General features: G+C 55.9%; 20 protein-coding genes and 1 pseudogene. 10 read left to right on the top strand and 11 right to left on the bottom strand.

Going from position 1 to position 14,999, the window contains the following annotated elements:
- The 9 genes and pseudogenes from MHX65_RS09210 to MHX65_RS09170 form a co-directional block, all read left to right on the top strand.
- A pseudogene (locus tag MHX65_RS09210) lies at nt 1-450 on the top strand (hypothetical protein); the annotation flags it as partial.
- Nucleotides 447-818 (top strand): putative PDDEXK endonuclease, encoded by a 372-nt coding sequence (locus MHX65_RS09205; RefSeq protein ID WP_239269815.1) that lies wholly within the window; start codon nt 447-449, stop codon nt 816-818. The pseudogene MHX65_RS09210 and the gene MHX65_RS09205, both read left to right, overlap by 4 nt.
- Nucleotides 819-1,513: 695 nt before the next feature.
- Nucleotides 1,514-1,666 carry a hypothetical protein gene (locus tag MHX65_RS09200; protein WP_239269814.1) on the top strand — a complete coding sequence of 51 codons (153 nt, stop codon included), beginning with the start codon at nt 1,514-1,516 and terminating at the stop codon, nt 1,664-1,666.
- Nucleotides 1,667-1,831: 165 nt separating this feature from the next.
- Entirely contained in the window at nt 1,832-2,209 is a 378-nt protein-coding gene (locus MHX65_RS09195) for a hypothetical protein (RefSeq protein WP_239269813.1), read from the top strand.
- On the top strand, nt 2,209-2,490 hold the full coding sequence (locus tag MHX65_RS09190; RefSeq protein WP_239269812.1) for a hypothetical protein: 282 nt from the start codon (nt 2,209-2,211) through the stop codon (nt 2,488-2,490). Before MHX65_RS09195 ends, MHX65_RS09190 begins: the two co-directional genes overlap by 1 nt.
- Nucleotides 2,483-2,920: a hypothetical protein gene (locus tag MHX65_RS09185; RefSeq protein ID WP_239269811.1), complete on the top strand. Its 438-nt coding sequence runs from the start codon at nt 2,483-2,485 to the stop codon at nt 2,918-2,920. The genes MHX65_RS09190 and MHX65_RS09185 overlap by 8 nt, the downstream gene beginning before the upstream one ends.
- Nucleotides 2,917-3,159, top strand: coding sequence for a hypothetical protein (locus tag MHX65_RS09180; protein ID WP_239269810.1), 243 nt, complete (start codon nt 2,917-2,919; stop codon nt 3,157-3,159). The genes MHX65_RS09185 and MHX65_RS09180 overlap by 4 nt, the downstream gene beginning before the upstream one ends.
- Nucleotides 3,156-3,368 carry a hypothetical protein gene (locus tag MHX65_RS09175; RefSeq protein ID WP_239269809.1) on the top strand — a complete coding sequence of 71 codons (213 nt, stop codon included), beginning with the start codon at nt 3,156-3,158 and terminating at the stop codon, nt 3,366-3,368. Before MHX65_RS09180 ends, MHX65_RS09175 begins: the two co-directional genes overlap by 4 nt.
- A 39-nt stretch (nt 3,369-3,407) precedes the next feature.
- The gene (locus MHX65_RS09170) at nt 3,408-4,034 is read left to right on the top strand and encodes a DUF2335 domain-containing protein (RefSeq protein WP_239269808.1); all 627 of its coding nucleotides are present in this window, start codon (nt 3,408-3,410) and stop codon (nt 4,032-4,034) included.
- Between the two features lie 270 nt (nt 4,035-4,304).
- On the opposite strand, the gene MHX65_RS09165 is transcribed toward MHX65_RS09170, so the two are convergent.
- The 6 genes from MHX65_RS09165 to MHX65_RS09145 all read right to left on the bottom strand — a co-directional run bounded on the left by MHX65_RS09165 (nt 4,305) and on the right by MHX65_RS09145 (nt 6,966).
- Nucleotides 4,305-4,463, bottom strand: coding sequence for a hypothetical protein (locus tag MHX65_RS09165; protein ID WP_239269807.1), 159 nt, complete (start codon nt 4,461-4,463; stop codon nt 4,305-4,307).
- Nucleotides 4,464-4,810: 347 nt separating this feature from the next.
- Nucleotides 4,811-5,089, bottom strand: a complete 279-nt coding sequence (locus tag MHX65_RS11630; protein WP_370657799.1) for an HNH endonuclease — start codon at nt 5,087-5,089, stop codon at nt 4,811-4,813.
- Nucleotides 5,090-5,095: 6 nt separating this feature from the next.
- Complete coding sequence (locus tag MHX65_RS09160) at nt 5,096-5,443, bottom strand: MbeD family mobilization/exclusion protein (RefSeq protein WP_239269805.1); 348 nt, start codon at nt 5,441-5,443, stop codon at nt 5,096-5,098.
- 28 nt (nt 5,444-5,471) lie between these two features.
- Entirely contained in the window at nt 5,472-5,852 is a 381-nt protein-coding gene (locus MHX65_RS09155) for a hypothetical protein (protein ID WP_239269804.1), read from the bottom strand.
- Nucleotides 5,853-5,888: 36 nt separating this feature from the next.
- Nucleotides 5,889-6,551: a glycoside hydrolase family 25 protein gene (locus MHX65_RS09150; protein WP_239269802.1), complete on the bottom strand. Its 663-nt coding sequence runs from the start codon at nt 6,549-6,551 to the stop codon at nt 5,889-5,891.
- A 238-nt stretch (nt 6,552-6,789) separates the two neighbouring features.
- Nucleotides 6,790-6,966, bottom strand: coding sequence for a hypothetical protein (locus MHX65_RS09145; protein ID WP_239269800.1), 177 nt, complete (start codon nt 6,964-6,966; stop codon nt 6,790-6,792).
- Between the two features lie 396 nt (nt 6,967-7,362).
- Here MHX65_RS09145 and MHX65_RS09140 point away from each other — a divergent pair.
- Nucleotides 7,363-8,555 (top strand): IS3 family transposase gene (locus MHX65_RS09140; protein WP_370657798.1). Its coding sequence is split into 2 segments (ribosomal slippage): nt 7,363-7,645 and nt 7,645-8,555, totalling 1,194 coding nucleotides; the frame shifts between segments, so codons are not numbered across the junction.
- On the opposite strand, the gene MHX65_RS09135 is transcribed toward MHX65_RS09140, so the two are convergent.
- From MHX65_RS09135 to MHX65_RS09115, 5 genes are read right to left on the bottom strand one after another with little or no spacing between them, the layout of a single operon-like run.
- Nucleotides 8,462-9,619, bottom strand: a complete 1,158-nt coding sequence (locus MHX65_RS09135) for a Gp37-like protein (RefSeq protein ID WP_239269797.1) — start codon at nt 9,617-9,619, stop codon at nt 8,462-8,464. The genes MHX65_RS09140 and MHX65_RS09135 overlap by 94 nt on opposite strands.
- Nucleotides 9,612-10,484, bottom strand: a complete 873-nt coding sequence (locus tag MHX65_RS09130; protein WP_239269795.1) for a hypothetical protein — start codon at nt 10,482-10,484, stop codon at nt 9,612-9,614. Before MHX65_RS09130 ends, MHX65_RS09135 begins: the two co-directional genes overlap by 8 nt.
- Before the next feature lie 15 nt (nt 10,485-10,499).
- Nucleotides 10,500-14,237: a tape measure protein gene (locus tag MHX65_RS09125; protein ID WP_239269793.1), complete on the bottom strand. Its 3,738-nt coding sequence runs from the start codon at nt 14,235-14,237 to the stop codon at nt 10,500-10,502.
- Nucleotides 14,238-14,240: 3 nt separating this feature from the next.
- Nucleotides 14,241-14,606, bottom strand: coding sequence for a hypothetical protein (locus MHX65_RS09120; protein ID WP_239269791.1), 366 nt, complete (start codon nt 14,604-14,606; stop codon nt 14,241-14,243).
- Nucleotides 14,607-14,661: 55 nt separating this feature from the next.
- Nucleotides 14,662-14,955, bottom strand: a complete 294-nt coding sequence (locus MHX65_RS09115; RefSeq protein ID WP_239269790.1) for a hypothetical protein — start codon at nt 14,953-14,955, stop codon at nt 14,662-14,664.
- Between the last annotated feature and the right edge of the window lie 44 nt (nt 14,956-14,999).

The raw sequence follows: 14,999 nt of genomic DNA, 5'->3' as shown, positions 1-14,999 counted from the left end.
GTTAAGGGGGTTCGGGGGAGAAGGGGAAACCAGACAGGCGCTGACGACGGCTCGGAATCGGGCGCATCGACCCCCACCCCTGAAAGTCTCGACGAGTTGGCGGCGGCTCACGCCGCACGGCCCCTCGCCGTAAACGGAGTCTGCCAAAAGCACCCAGACGGCAACCCCAGCCGAGAGGCGTGCTGGGGATGCGCCGAAGCCAAGAAGCAACGCGCCCAAGCCGAAGCCGAGGAGAAGAAGCAACGCCGCGCCGCCATCGACGCCTGCGACCTCTGCGACCACAACGGCATGCGATACAAGGACGGCGAAGCATGGCACTGCGACCACCAAGCCGAAACAGGCCCAAAAACCCGCCCAGCGGCCCCACAGGCGGACGAACAGGACACCCGTGGGCAATCAGTCCAAAACAACACCCAAACCCGCCAGAAACGAAAAGAGCCACCATTTTGAGCAGAACACGAAACACAGCCAAACAAGCAGGCGCACGATTCGAACGCCTCATAGCCGACCACCTTCGAGACAACCTCGACGACCGCATAGACCGCCGAGTCAAAACCGGGGCCAAGGACTGCGGCGACATCGCCAACGTCCGCGACTCACACAACCGCCAAATCGCCATCGAATGCAAGGACTACGGCGGCAAACTCAACCTCCCCCAATGGACCAAAGAAGCCCACCAAGAAGCCGACAACGACAACGCACACGTCGGCGTAGTCATCGCCAAGCGAAGAGGCACAACCAACCCCGGAAAACAATGGGCAATTATGGAAGTCGAAGACCTCATAAAACTACTTAAAAGCCCAGTTGATGTGCTATAATTGGAAGAATAAGAACGGCCCCTAGGGGCGCGCCAACGCTCACCAGAGGCCTAACCCAAACAACGCTAGTAAGGAGCGTGAGGGCTATGAATGAGCGTACCCTCTGCACGATTCAAGAATGCAACCGACAGGCCCGTTCAGCGTCAAGCAAATATTGCTCAATCCACTACAACCGCATCTATAAAACGGGAACCCCATACCGCCATTGCAAAAAATGCAAAACCAAACTCCCCGAAGACCACGGGAGAAAAGTTCTCTGCAACCAGTGCGCCAAACCCCAGCAATGTTCAATCAGAGGATGTAAAAAGCCCGCTAAAGGGCGAGGATGGTGCGACGCACACTGGTTGCGTTGGCGGAAGTACGGAGACCCGCTTGGAAAGAGTGACTACAAGCAAGTAAAACGCGACTGCGAAGTGGAAGGATGCGAACGGCCCTACCACGCAAACGGCTACTGCCACTACCACGGCTACCGGGCGAAAAAATACGGCAACCCACTAGCCCAAGGTCCTGGACGCGGAACAGGCCGCAAGCGTATGAAACTCCCTAGCTACGACGGAATGCACAAGCGCATTTTTTATGACCGGGGCAGGGCATCGCAGTACAAATGTGTCGACTGTGGGAATCAAGCTAACGAATGGTCGTACGACGGAGGTTGCCCAAATGAGCACTGGGACCTCGTTAAAAACACTTTTCTCATGGCATATTCCACCGACCAAGACAGGTACTCACCCCGCTGCACCTCGTGCCATCGAAAGCACGACATCAACTCGCATCACAAGGTGACGCCACCTGACCACATCATCGACGAGTTAATTGACCACCCAGAAATCATCTGGGAAGAAATCTAATCCCGCCGGCGCACACATCACCATCACCTGGAAGGACTAGCCCATGGCTCGACCGTTTCCGTTCGATGACACGAACGACCCAGACGAAGAAGAATTAGAAAACAATTTCGACAGCCAAGAACGCTGGTACGAACAACTACACGACCTACGAAAGGACGACCAACTATGGGACAACTAAACTTCACCCGCCAAGAAATCATCGAAGCTCACCAGGTGGTCAAAGACTACATTGAGCATGAACTCGATGTGGCGCACACCGAAGCAGACATAAAAGAAGCCCTCCGGCGTGATGAACTACTCCTCAAGTTCCTCCCACCGCTCCCACGCCCCACAATGGCCGAAATCGAATGGGACGACGATAAGCACTACCTCGCAGAAGCCGAGCATTGCAGCCTGGGCAAGGTGGTCATGTTGTCCAAAATCTGTGGGGGTGAAGAAATCTACTACATCCGACAGGGATTTAAGGGGGAATTACTGACCTTTGCCTCTCCCGACAAGCTCACCCCGACTGGCCGCCGCTACGTACTCCAGGAGGGAGAATAATGCCCGACCCCATGCTGCCACCGCATAACCAGCACATCATCATCAGCGCGATGCGATATTGCCGCGACAGGCAATCGTATTTCACCCGCGCCACAACCGCGTGGGTCAGGATCCACTGGACGATCCTCAGCAGGCGCACCCGAGCACAACTCATACAGGATGCGCGCCCCGACATCCACATCCGCGCCCAGCTCACGCCGGAGGAAAAAGAACAGCTCAACCAAGAGCAACCCGAATGGGAAAGCTACCTCGACTTCATCGAAGGGAAAATCAATGAGTGACCTCACCACCACCAACCTGAAACACCTACTCGACCAGGCCACACCCGGCCCGTGGAAAGTAGGGGACACCAATTATGACGTGATTACCTACCGAAACGGGGATGGAGTTCTTTGGAACGCAGACCAGGCCGTCGATTGGAGCCGCCGAGACGAAGATGTGTCTCTCGCCGCCCTCGCCCCGGAACTCGCACAAGAAGTAATCCGACTCCGCGCCCCCGACCTGCCCGAACCCACTTTTCCTTTCGATGACGGCACAAAAGGCTGGTTCGTCGAAGACGATGAAGTCCACGACATCGCCTCAATCTACATCTTCGACGGCGAAGTCCTGCTAAGTACCGCCGCAGGCAGAGTCAAAGGAGCACCCGCCAAAATGCGGAAAATAGGCCTCGCCCTACTCGCCGCCACCAACCACGCAGAGGAGAACCAATGACCCCGATGACGCCCGAGGAAGCGGAGTGCTGGCTCGGAGAAGACCGATACACAGGCCATGTGCCACAAGTCCACGTACGCCGCGCCCTACAAACCATCGCAGACATGGACACAGAAGAAATCACCGCCCAACCCCACCCACGCGGCAGCTGGAACGGCGATTTCGAAGACCCACACTATTTCGACGTAGCCCCCGGCACCCTGATGCGCCGCTACACCACAGAATGGAGCGAAGCATGAAAACCCTCGCAGACATGACACCGCAGGAAGTCTGGCTCACAGCAAAAACTTTCACCTACAAGTTAAGACAAAAGGGGTACGATGTCACCCCCGAACGCTTAAGAAAGTGGGCGGAGCGTAGAAAGATCCGAGCCCGCAAGCTGGATGGACGCAAAAACGTCTATGAAGTTTCCAACGTCCGAGAAGCAATTTGTAGGAATCCAGACTAAAATTTTAGTTACCGTAAACAGTTGATGGAAGGAGTGGTGATGTCGGATGACTCGGTCGAGTATGAAAACTCGCGGGAGAACTCGGAAACTCCTGGCGACAACGAGCACAGGGGAGAAAATATTCCGCGTGTCAATCGCCCGTCCGGAGACTCTGATGACAGAGAGCTGGAACGACACGGGTCGAGCGCTGAACGACGCGATGCAGAAAATCCCGATTCCGAGGTAAAAAATCAGCCAGACGGACCGCAGGTAGAGAGTGCCCAAGTTCAAGCGATGTTCGCAGCGCGTTCGGGTCCTTTGCCTGCGGTTCAAGACTTTTCAGGCTATGAATCTGTGTTGCCTGGCGCGGCCGATAGAATCATCAAGATGGCGGAGACTGCGCTAGATACACGCCATCAATCTGCAATGGCTGATGCTGAGGTTCAGAAAGCGGTCGCCCGTTCTATCGATAACCGCGGAATTTTGGAGCGTCGGCAACAATCTGTGTTTGCGCTAGTAACGCTCCTCGCATTGATGGGAACCTTTCTTCTTGCCTGGTATGGCAAGACTGTTCCGTCGATTCTTGCACTTATCGTCGCTGCTGCTGGTGGTGTCGTAACCTATAAAGTTAGCCAGGATGGCTTTAAGATTTATCCCACTACTGGACAAAGTGAAGAAAGCGAATAGTTTGTCACGCACTGTGCTATAACCGACCCGACGATAAAATATCCCCTCAACACTCGTTGAGGGGATTCGTCGTTTTAACAAGCCTTGTAACCGGCTCATGATTGGAACAAGGCTGTTTATTCACACACCCCACCGACCAGACCCGTACACACCCTAAACGCCTTGGTCGCCCGGGGGTTTCGGGTTGTGGGGGAGGGGATTACCCCCAGGTGAGGGTATGGGTAAACCCCCGAGGTGTGGTGGTCTCGGGGGTTGTTTTGGTTTGGTGTTTTAGAAGCCGAGGATGTTGCGGTTGAATTCGTTGACTGCGTCGGGGATGATGTATGGCAGTTTGCGGGTGAAGAGGCTTGCTTGTTCGAGGGCGTCCCAGCTGGTGGAGATGGCGTTGTGTGCTGCGTCGTGTGCGGTGGTTGCGATGTCTGCAATCATTGTTGTTTTTCCTTTCGTGTTTGGGTTTGTGTTTTGTTGTGTATGGTGTGCACTTTACGTGATGGGGTGTGGTGGTGTGCAACTTTTGGGGTGGGTTGTTGCAGTTTTGTTAGGTGGTTAGTGGTTTTGGAGTTCTCGGGTGATGATTTGGGTCATTCCGTCGTGTCCTACGTCGGACCTGACCCCTGTTCGGAGTACCTAGGCATGGTGGTAGATTACCTTTCTTCCCAACCCAACCGGGCTGGATATCAGGTGTCTACCAAACAGGGGTCAGGTCCGTGGTTATCTTAGTGGTTTCTTGGTGAGAGTCCAGTCTGTGGGTTTGTTGGGGCGTGGGTTGTGGGGGTTTAGGTGAGTCCGGGGTGTGGTTGTTGTGGGAGGTGGAGGAGTTTTTTCTTTTTGGTTTTGCCGGTGCGGGTTTCTTGGGTGGTTTTGTTTCGGTGGCATTCGTGGCATAGGACGCGGAGGTTTTGTGGGTTGTGGGTGCCGCCTTGGCTTATTGGGGTGATGTGGTCTACTTCGTGGCCTGGTTTGCCGCATTGTTGGCAGGTGTGGTTGTCGCGGTTGCGGATTTGTTGGCGTAGGTGGTGTGGTGTTCCTGGGTGGTGTGGGTTTTTGTTGCTCATGGTGGTTTAGAGGTCGGGTTTGATTGCGGTGGGTGCTGGGTGTTGTGGGATGTCGTTGGGGTGTGCTTGGCGCCATTCGGTGATGTGGTTGATGGCGGTGTTGTATTTGTGGTTGAGGGTGTGGACTTGGTCGCGGAGGGTGTCGACTTGGTTTTGGAGGTTGTTGACTCGGTCGGTGAGTTGGTGGGTTTCTTGTTGGATGGTGTCGACGAATGCTTTCCATTCGGGGTAGCGGGTTTGTTCTCGGGTTCGTTTTTCTTTTGAGTGGGCGTTGATGGTGGCGGTTATCCAGGAGGCTATGCCGGTGATGGCGCTGGTGGTGCCTGTGGCGATGATGGTTGTTAGTGGTGTCATTGTGTGCCTCCTTTGGTGTGTTGTTGGGTTATTGGGGTGGTTGTTGTGGGTTGGGTGCGGGGTGTCCTGGTGTTGCTCCTTGTGGGTGGTTGGGTGTGGGGTGCTGTGGCGCTGGTGGAGTGTCCTGTGGGTTGTCTTGTGGTGGTTGGGTTGGGGCGGGGCGATAGTCGGAGTGTTCGCCGGTGGTGATGGCGGCCAGGGCGCTGGCGAGGGTGGCGGTGATGCTGCTGGTGTTTTGCAGCCAGGTATCGACTTGGCCGGGGCTGGCGATGCCGAATGCGGTGACGGTCAGGGCGATGAGGCCGGTGACGGTGTAGATGGTTTGGCGTAGGTACCAGGGGGAGTGTGTGATGCCGCGGTCGAGTTGGAATTGTTGTGGGTGGATGATGTTTTGTGCGTGCTTAGGCATGATTGATTCTCCTTTCTGGTGCGTGTGTGCCGGGGTTTAGTGGCCGAGTAGGCGTTTGAGGTCGTCGTGGGTGCCGCGGTAGGCGTTGATGTCTACGACGCCGGGGTAGGCGGCTGCGTGTCCGTTGGAGCCGTATTGGAGGATGTCGGGGGTGTGGTTGCCGAGTGGGTAGTTCCAGCGCGGGCTGTTGTCGCCTGGGTAGAGTTGTGCGGCGGTTCCGTGGTTGTTGGTGCCGTAGCTGGAGACCCAGAGGGCGCCGAGGCCGTCCATGGAGGGTTCGCCGCCTATCATTTTTTCCCAGTACCAGGCGCCGGAGTAGATGCCGGGGACGGTGTAGCCGCGGCATTCGAGTTCGTGTTTTGCTGCCCAGACGTCGTTTCCGGAAAGGAGAGGGTTGCGGTTGGCGTCGACTGATTCGACGTCTATCCAGATGGGGAGGTCTTTGCGGCCTTGTAGTTGTTGGTCGATGGTGTTGACTTGTTGGGCGATGGTGGTGCCTTCGGAGGGGGCGCGGAGGTACCAGTAGCCGCTGGTGATGAGTCCTGCGGTTTCTGCGTCTTTCAGGTGGGAGGAGAAGATGGGGTCTGTGTAGGTTCCGTCGCAGATGCGGATGATGGCGAAGTCGTAGCCTTCTTGTTGTGCGGTGTGTAGGTTGAGTCCGTTGTTGTGTTCGGATACATCGAGTCCGTAGAGTGGCATGATTATTTTTCCCCCTTATTTGTTGAGCCAGCTGTGTAGGGCTGGTGTGAGCGCTTCGATTGCGTTTCGGCCGGTGGTGTAGTCGTCTGGGCCGAAGAAGAGCGCGTGTAGTTGGTTGGTGGCGTTGAGTATGGGTTGGTTGACGACCCATGCGCCTGGTGGAGTGTCGCGGTTTAGGCATACTCCCATGTTTTTATCCCCCCGTTGTGTGTGGAACTGGTGTTCCTGTGTGGTGATTTTACCCTATGAGGGTTTTGAGTCTTTTCGTTGTGGCGGAGATGTGTTTTTGGTTTTCGTTGAGTTGTTGGAGGGCGGATTGGCGGGGTTGTGCTTCACCGACAGCGAGCTCAGTTTTGGGTGATGTTCCGGGGGTGTGGCTGATGGTGGCTTCATCAATCCAGGTGGAGAGGTTCATGTTTCGCCATTGGATGCCGATTTGGTCGCCGACGTTTATTTCGTAGCCGAGTTGGTAGGGGCAAGTGTCGGTGAGTTTGAATGAGGCTGAGAGGTTGCCTTTGCCTTTGGCGAGTGCTTCGTAGGCTTGTTGTTGGCCTTCGATGGTGAAGCCTTCTCCGGAGGCGACGAGTTCGCGGCGGCGGTAGGGGCCGAGGTGTCGTGCTCTGCGGGTGGCTTGGTGGTGGGTGAAGGCGAGTAGTTTGTCTTCGGTGAGTTTGCCGGTGGCTTTTTCGAGTTTGCTTTGTAGGTCGTCGAGTTGTTTGTCGTTTCCAGGCCAGGCGTTGGACCTGACCCCTGTTTGGTAGACACCTGATATCCAGCCCGGTTGGGTTGGGAAGAAAGGTAATCTACCACCATGCCTAGGTACTCCGAACAGTTCAAACGTGATGCTGTGGCCCTCTACGAAAACAATGAGGACCTCTCACTTCACGCGGCTTCAGCAGAGCTTGGAGTCAATCGTTCCTCACTTTATTCCTGGATCAAGCAGTACGGCACCGGCAAACGCGCCCGCACGAAGACCCTGCGTGACAAGGCCCAGGCGACGACTGATTCCGAACGGATCCGCCAGCTAGAAAAAGAAGTCTCTAAGCTGCGCGAAGAACGCGATATCCTGCGCAAGGCCGCGAAATATTTTGCCGAAGAGACACGCTGGTAATCCGCTTCCAGTTTGTCGATGACCACCGAACCGAGTACTCGGTTAAGCGGATGTGCCACGTGTTAAAGCTCAATCGCTCCTCGTTTTACAAATGGGTCAAAACCCGCGAAAAACGCAGGTTAAAGATGTATTCCGATGGTCTTATTGGTGCAAGAATCAAGACCATCTTTGATGATGAGCATGGTCTTTATGGGGCTAAACGCATCGCCGCAAGCCTTAAGGAAGACCCGGTGTATACCCCGGTCAATCACAAGAAAGTTGCACGCATCATGAAAGCCATGGGACTTCAAGGCTTTACTAAACGGCGTCGATGCATCACTACCAGGCGTAAGCCTGGTCACCGCGTCATGCCAGATTTAGTAGGCCGTAAATTCAGCGCTGACAGGCCGAACTACGTGTACGTAGGCGACATCACCTACCTGCCGTGTAAGGGCGGCAAGAATATGTACCTAGCTACGGTCATCGACGTCTACTCTCGCAAACTTGTCGGTCATGCACTCGCGGATCACATGCGGGTATCGCTGGTTATCGAAGCTTTGTCTCATGCCAGGAAAGTCCGCGGAAGCCTTAACGGGGCAATTTTCCATTCTGATCACGGCAGTGTGTATACCTCACAGGTATTTAGGGACCACTGCGCCCATCTTGGTGTGCGCCAGTCCATGGGAGCGGTAGGTACGAGTGCTGATAATGCCCTGGCAGAATCCTTTAATGCCGCCTTAAAGCGTGAAGTTTTGCGTGATCGGAAAGTCTTTGACAATCCCATTGTCTGCCGCCAAGAGATCTTCCGGTGGTGTATGCGCTACAACACGCGCAGACGGCACTCCTGGTGCAACCTTCTAGCCCCCGACGACTTCGAAGCACTCACATCGGCTACACTGACCCAAGCAGCATAGCTAACCCCCGACGTGTCTACTTTCCGGGGGTCAGGCCCGTTTTTGGCGCCGGCGATGGCGCCGCCGACGAAAGTGGCGGTTGCTCGTTTGAGTAGTTGGTTGATGGCGTTGGGGGATTTCCCTCCGACGGTGACGTCTGCGTATTTGGAGCGTGTGATGGTGACGTCGCTGGTGGCGTAGTCGATGTGGGTGGGTCGGAGCATAATCCAGGGTTTGTAGCCGTCTGGGTTGGTGCGGTCGCCAAGCCCGACGGTGGAGACGTTGTCCTCGGGGTCCCAGCGGCGGCTGATGTTTTTAACGCCTTCTCTGACGTGTCCGGCGATGGAGGAGTCATTGGTGAGGGGGACGATGTCGATGATGAAGGTCGGCTTCCACAGTCGGGTGTGGGTGGGGAATGGTTGCTTGTCCCAGGGCATCCAGAGTGTAATGGTCAGACGGAGTCCGGCGGCGTCGAGGGTTTCTTTGGTCAGGTCGGCAAGCGAGTCGAAGCGAGCGGCAAGTACAGTCCAGGGAGTCGTGGTGGATTTATGCAGTGGATTGACCATAATCGGCCAGTCTGCGTAATCACGCCAAGCAATGGGCGACCAGGGGTCAGCGTCGGGCAGTAAGTCGAATTGGTAGAGGCGGCGCAGGTTCATCAAGATGAAGGTTTTAATGACTCGCAGGGAGTCGCCAGCGCGTACGTCCATGTATTTGGGTTGGATGGCTTTGAGGGTGAGTGGGTTGGATTCCATGACGAGGTAGTTGGCCAGGTCGTGGATGGAGGTGCCGGTGATTTCGACGGTGGGGTCGTGTTGTTGTGCGTGGTCGATGATGGTGTCGACGAAGTAGGTGTAGCGGGTGTGGCCGTATTCGACGACGAGGAATTGTTGGATGTCGGTGAGTTTGCGCAGGGTGGAGTTGGGGTCGCCGTCGAAGGCTAGTGGTGGGATGAGGAGGTCGACGACGGGGTGGTTGGCGGGTACTTCGAGGGTGAAGGTGCCGGCGTCGTTGACTTTGTCGTTGGCTTTGAGGCTGGTGTAGCCGGTGATGATGGCTTGTGGGGTGAGGTATTTGTCAGTCAAATAGACGAACGGCGTGTGGTCGTCCTGATGCCGTTGCCCAAGTGCGGCCATTTGAATTGTTTGATGTTCCTGCATTGCTGATTATTCCTCCTGTTTGTGCCCATGGTTGTAGGTATTCGTTGCGCCAGTGGATGTGGCATTTGTGGCAGTCGATGGCGGTGGCGTCGCCGGGCATGATGGGGCGTGTCCAGGCGATGCCGCGGAGTGTGGCCCAGGCGTTGTGGTTGGGGTAGCCGTGTGTGTCGGTGACGAGTCCGCCGGTGTCGGGGTTGGTGTGGTAGATGAGGCCGGTGGCGCCGAGTGCTGGTGGGAGGATGATGGGGCCGTTTTTGTCTTCGGTGACGCGGGCGGTGAGTCCGTGCCAGTGGATGGTGGGCCAGAGGGGGAGTTGTCCGGTGTTTTCGATGGTGGTGATTCCGGTGGAGGTGTGTTCGGGCCCAAAGTAGCGGCCGTCTTGGGCGGTGAGGTGTATTTCGATGGTGGTGGTGTCTTTGGGGGCGGTTTCTTCGGGTAGGCCGATGGGTGTTTCGAGGTGGACGAAGAGTTGGAGTTCGGGTTGGCGGGGTTGGTGGAAGGTGAGGATGGCGGGTTTGTAGAAGTCGAGGCCGTCGAGGAAGCGGCGGATATTGGTTTCAGTGGTCAGGCTGGTGGTGTGGGTGATGCTGACGGTCAGAGTTGGGGTGATGGGCTCTGGGGTGGTGGTGTCGTAGGTGTGGGTGGGGAAGTGTTGGGTTGTGGGGATAGGGTGGTCGGATAGTTTCCCGTCGGTGCCGGAGATTTTGGTAAGGGTGGCGCCTTCGTCGCCTTCCTGGGCGCCGGCGAGGTGCCAGGTGTGGCCTTTGTAGTCGGTGAGTTGAATATCCATGGTGATGTCCTCCTGCTAGACGACCATTGGGGTGGTGAAGGTGTTGATTCTGACGCCTCGTTCGAGTGCTTCGATGCGGCGTTGATAGTCGTCGAGGGCTTGGTTGACGCCGCGGCGTACATCGTCGGAGGAGACTTCCATGTTGTCGCCGTTCATGTTGAGGTGAACTTCGACTGGTGGAAGGGCGGTTTTTCCGGGGTCGTCGGCGGTTCCTGCTTCTGCGACTTTGACGCGGCCTTGATTGTCGAGGATGTCTGGGGCGTTGGTGCCGTCGATTCCCCAAGGGGAGCCGATGTCGTCGGTGATGTCAGCGAGGACGTCTCCGAGGAATTGTGAGCCCCATTCGATGGGGGCGCCAACGCGTTCTTCTTGACCGTTAAGCCATGCTTCGACACCGTCCGAGAAGGCCTTGGCGGTGGAATCGAGGTGCTGGGCTGCATAGGTGATTCCCTCGGCAAAGTTGGTCATTTGCTGCGAGTTGAGAACCCATTCTGATTCGCCGGACGTGTTGACCGCGACGGAGTTGTTGGGCAGTACGCCGCCGGAGTCGCGGAGGAATGCGGGGAGTACGCCACCAGTGTGGTAGCCGCCAGCCTTGTCGTAAGCCGCGGAGAGGGAGCCGTAGCGGGACATGGCGTAGTTCATGGAGGAGCGGATGTTGGCTTCTGGGTCCCAGATGTCGTCGAAGCCGGGGTCTTTGTAGGCGTGGAATGTGGGGTCGATGGTTTGCATGAGGCCTTTGGATGGGGTGCCGGCGACGGCGTTGGAGTCCCAGTCGTTGATGGCGTGGGGGTTGCCGCCGGATTCTTGTTGCATGCGGCGTAGTACGGTGTCGGTAAGTGAGGTGGGTTGGCCTTTTTCTTTCAACAGGCGGGTGACGAGGCCGCGGTATTTGTTGACGTCGCCGCCGACGCTTAGGTGTTCTTTGACTTTTTTGGCGACGGCGGTGACTTTGTCTTTGAGCCAGTTCCAGGCGGTGGTGGCGCCTTTGGTGAGGTAGGCGGGGGCGACGGATTTGGCTAGGTCGGTGCCGCTGTTGATGCCGAGGTTTTCTTTGACGGCGTTGATTTTGTCGTCGAAGAGTTTCTTTGCTGCGTTGGCGAAGTCGCCGCCGAGTTCGATGGCTTTGTTGATGACGTCGTCGGTGACGTTCCAGGCTTTGCCTGCGGTGGATTTGATGGCGCCGAGGACGCCGCCGTCGGCGTAGGAGCCTGATAGTCCGGTGCCTTTGCCTGCTCGTGCTGTGGCGTTCATGCGTGCTACGGCGGCGGGTCCGCCGACTGCTCTGGTCCATTCGGGGCGCATGATGGCTTCTCCGCCGGAGAGGTTGAGGGTGCCGCCGGTGGGTGAGAAGAAGGTGTGTATGTCGCGGCCTGGGGTGTAGCCGGGCATGACACCGCCGGTAGCAAAGCTGACCTCGGGTAGTTCGTTAACGCCGGTCACCTTGGCTACACCGTTCCACGCGAGGCGGATGCCGTTGTTGTAAGCAATGTTGGTGATTTTCCCAGCGATATCCTTAATCGTCTCCCAGACACTATTCCACACAGACTTGATACCATCGGCGGCTTTCTCAAACCATTGTTTTACTTGGTCAACGCCTTCCTTCATGCGGTCGAAAGCAGGGCGAACGTGTGCATCGACAATGCCTTTAATGAAGTCTGACATGTGTTGCCAAGCGGGGAGGAGGACGTTGTCAATAATGGCCTTGATACCGTCGACAACCATGTTCCACACGGCTTTAATCCCGTTAAATACTGGCTGAATAGCGTTATTCCAGATAGCAGACAGGAATTGGCTCATCGCGTCCCACGCTGGGATAAGTACCGTATCGATGAGGGCCTTGATGCCGTTTACGACAGCTTCCCAGAGCTGCTTTATCAGGTTGAGGACTGGTTGGATAGCTGCTTCCCACAGGATGTGCACTGCTTGTGCGACAGCGTCCCATGCGGGTTTGAGTACGTTTTCCCACAGAGCTTGAATGCCGGTTACGAGTAGCTCCCAGCCTGCTTTGATGGCCTCAAATCCCAGCATCACGATTGACTTAACCAGCATGAATTGCATCATGATGGGAGTAAACAAGGCGGTAATAATGTACGGGGCTACCTGTTGAATTACGCCCCATGCTTTCGCAAACCACTCACCAATAGTAGAAAAGATAGGCTGAAGCCAATCCCAAAACGCGCGGAAAGCATCACCAATCTTCGACAAGATTTGATGCCCTGCCTCAGTCTTCGTCAAAAAGAGCGTAATACCTGCAACGACAGCAGCAATAGCCGTGACAATAAGACCGATTGGGTTCGCCTCAAAAATAGCCGCCAACAGTGCAGGCAAAGTACGCAACCCAGTAAAGATGATTCGCCCAACCTTCATGATTCCGCCCAAAGCCTTACGGAACCCCATAAAACCCTTAATCGCAGGGCCCAACTTCGGCCCAAACGACGCGATAATGTCACCGCCGGTCTTAAACGCCTTAAACCCGCGAGTAATCGGAGCAATAACCTTAGCCCACGTCATAAACCCACCAGCAGCCGCAGCAGCCAAACCCGGATGCTTCGCCATCTGGTCAGTAAGCATCTCAACAGCCGGGACAACGACAGTGGAAATCAGCGGGGCAAGAGCATTGAGAAGGTCGACAATGGCAGGCAAACTACCCACAGCGATAGACCCCATAGCTGTCACAATCGAAGGCAAAATAGGCGCAATAGCGCTAAGAAGCTGCCCCAGTGAGCTCCCAAGCTGCTCAACTGCAGGCCACGCTTGGACTGCTACATCCCCCATAGAGGAAAACGAATCCATCACCGAATCAAAATCAATGTTCGCAATAGCATCGAACATTTTCGGAATGACTTCATCGGCCAAATGGTCAAAAACCGGGGCAACCTTATCCGAGAGTTGCCCAGCAAAATCACCAATCTGAGGAGTGATTCTCTCGAACCCATCCGACAACGCATTGAACACGGGAATCATGCCATCGTAGAAGGGCTGGATGAATGCCGCAGTCACGTGCGACGCGAACGCCGCCATAGTATCGAAGGAACCTTTAAACGTTTCACGTTGCTTCTGGGCGGCGCCGTCGAACATGTCGTTCATGGCATTGGAAAAGTCCTCGAAAGAGACCTTGCCCGAGCTAATCATGTCGGTGACTTCTTCTTTAGTCACGCCCATCTGGTCGGCAAGCTTTTGTTGCAGACCAATTCCTCGGTCCATCAACTGAGCCATAACCTCACCATCAACGTGACCACGGGCAGCAACCTTCGACCAGATTGAGCCCATCTCGCCCATGGACACGCCCGAGTGGGCAGCAGAGTCGGCAACACGACTCAGCGTGTCCTGGAGGTCTTGGCCGGGTTTAATACCAGAGCTGAGCATGACGGAGGCGACCTGGGCAGTATCGCCCATAAGGAAGGACGTTCCCTCAATGGACTTGTTGACATTGCCCATAATTTGGTCGATGTCTTTGCCTTTATAGCCCAAGCCCTCGAGGGCCTTTTCAGCCTTATCAGTCGAAGCAAGACGGTTAAAACCATCGCTGAACGCCTTGCCTGCGCTCACACCAGCGGCAGCGGTAGTAGCGACAGCACCAGCCTTCATCGTCTTTTTCAGCCCGCCGGTGATTTTATTACCCAGCTTTTCACCCCACGAGCCAGAAGGGCTGACGACCGCCTTATCAATCTGCTTGCGTACCTGGGAGAAGTCCCCCATTTTCGGCACGATACTGACCCAGCCGGTACCAACATCGAAGTTTGCACCCATGAATTAACCCCCGTCAACGCCGGGCCAGTCATCGCCCAGCCATTTATCCATTTCTTCCTTCGTAAGTCCCTCTGCCTGAATACCAGCAGTCTCAGTGGTCGAATCGTCAACACCCGGGCGGGGAATCGGCTTAGGCTTTTGCCCCTTGCCTGACCAGGCACTCATCGCCTGCTGGTCAGCAATATGCGCCAGGAGTTGATTGGTGAGATTCCACTCCCAGTCTTTCCTTTGCGCATTGCGCACCAATGCTGAGTCTGGCCCGGCGGTGGCGATAAGGGCGATGGCATCATTCCACGAGGCGCGGTCTGTGCCGTCGTTTATCCACCGCCAGCGTATGCCTGCTTCGATGAGTTCCCTTTCGACTGCCATAGCGAATCGGGTGTCGGAGTCTACAGAGTCGATGAGGGAGACGATTTCACTGAGGCTAGCTTTTGTCGCCGCCTTCGCTCCAGTCCTGCATGAAGGTGTTGAATTCGTCCATGCGCATGCTGTCGATGGCGTCGAGGGTGCCGTCTTCGGATTTATCGGCGGCGCGTTCGAGAATCATCCAGGAGAAGTCTTCGTCGTCGAGTCCGTCTCGTTTGGCGCGGCGGCGGTCTCCTACGGTGATGATGGAGTCGATAGGTGGCAGGCTGATTTTGTCACCGTTGTTCGTGGTGTAGCTGAACCAGTTGTCTGCGTTTGTGGTGTTTTTCTTGGCGTTTTTCTTTGCAGCCATAAGAAACAATTCCCCCGAATCGAATACGTGTTTTACATGTGGGC

This window comes from Corynebacterium sp. ACRPS (genome assembly GCF_022346005.1).
Taxonomy (GTDB): Bacteria; Actinomycetota; Actinomycetes; order Mycobacteriales; family Mycobacteriaceae; genus Corynebacterium.
Note: the sequence above shows the minus strand (reverse complement) of the source record. Positions and strands in the feature narration are given on the sequence as shown.